This is a genomic window from Glycomyces amatae (assembly GCF_020991375.1).
GTDB lineage: Bacteria > Actinomycetota > Actinomycetes > Mycobacteriales > Micromonosporaceae > Glycomyces > Glycomyces amatae.
This window is the reverse complement of record NZ_JAJLQZ010000054.1, coordinates 1-1,111: the sequence shown is the minus strand read 5'-3', so window position 1 is coordinate 1,111 and position 1,111 is coordinate 1. Positions and strand designations below refer to the sequence as shown.

At 68.5% G+C, this 1,111-nt stretch carries 1 protein-coding gene; it reads right to left on the bottom strand.

Features of this window, described 5'->3' with window-relative positions; all coding sequences use genetic code 11:
- The gene (locus LO763_RS28570) at window positions 1-999 is read right to left on the bottom strand and encodes an IS481 family transposase (RefSeq protein WP_230792302.1); all 999 of its coding nucleotides are present in this window, start codon (window positions 997-999) and stop codon (window positions 1-3) included.
- Between the last annotated feature and the right edge of the window lie 112 nt (window positions 1,000-1,111).

The following is a 1,111-nucleotide window of genomic DNA, read 5'->3' as shown; positions in this document are numbered from 1 at the left end:
CTAGGTGTGATGTTCGGGGAGGTTGTTCAGCCGCGTGATGGGTGGTTGGCCTCCGATGGCGGAGTGGGCTCGGTGGTGATTGTAGTAGTGGAGCCAGCCCGGTAGTGCTGCTCGGCGCTCGGTTTCTGAGGTGTAGAAGCGGGCGTAGGCCCAGCCGTCGGCGAGGGTGCGGTGGAATCGTTCGATCTTGCCGTTGGTCTGGGGCCGGTAGGGCCGGGTCCGCTTGTGCGTGATGCCGAGCTCGTGGCAGGCATCGCGCCAGGCGAAGGACTTGTAGGCCGAGCCGTTGTCGGACAGGACCCGCTCGACCCTGACGCCCTGTTCGGCGAACCAGGCGAGGGCGCGCTGCAGGACCGCGATGGCGGTGTCGGCTTTCTCGTCGGCGCGGATCTCGGCGTAGGCGAGGCGGGAGTGGTCGTCGATCACGGTGTGGACGAACGCGGTCCCGGTCCGGGGCCCGTAGTTGGGGTTGCGGTTGCCGGTGCGGTGGGCGGTGGCGCGTTTGTGGTGGCCGCCGACGGATCGGCCGAGGTAGCGGTGGCCGCCGCCGTCGGGGATGTTCCCGAACTTGGTGACGTCGACGTGGAGGAGCGATCCGGGATGGTCGTGCTCGTAGCGGCGGATCGGCTCGCCGGTGGCCCGGTCCAGGCGAGAGAGGCGGTTGATGCGGCATCGGGTCAGGACCGCGTGGACGGTCGAGGCCGGGACGCCGGTGCGTCCGGCGATCTGGACCGGCCCGAGCCGCAGTCGCCGGCGCAGCGCGACGATCCGGCGTTTGAGCGCTTCGGGGGTCTTGTTCGGGGAGCGGTGCGGGCGCGAGGAGCGGTCGGTCATGCCCGCGGGGCCCTCGATGCGGTACCGGTCGGCCCATTTCCTGGCGGTCCGGGCCGAGACCATGAACATCTTGGCCGCTGTTGAGCAGGTCCATTCGTCATCGACGATCAGACGCGCCAGGCGCAAACGGGCGCGCGGGGTCAGGGCTGCGTTAGCGTGGGACATGAAGGCCTCCAGGTCGTGAAGCGGTGCATTCGCAAGTTCCACTTCACCCCGGAGGCCTTCACCTGTCACACGAATCCGCTACAACCGCGGAACAACGTCCCTGAACATCACA

Coding starts and splice junctions, on each gene's coding strand:
- LO763_RS28570 (WP_230792302.1), bottom strand. CDS start 999: ATGTCCCACGCTAACGCAGCCCTGACCCCGCGCGCCCGTTTGCGCCTG.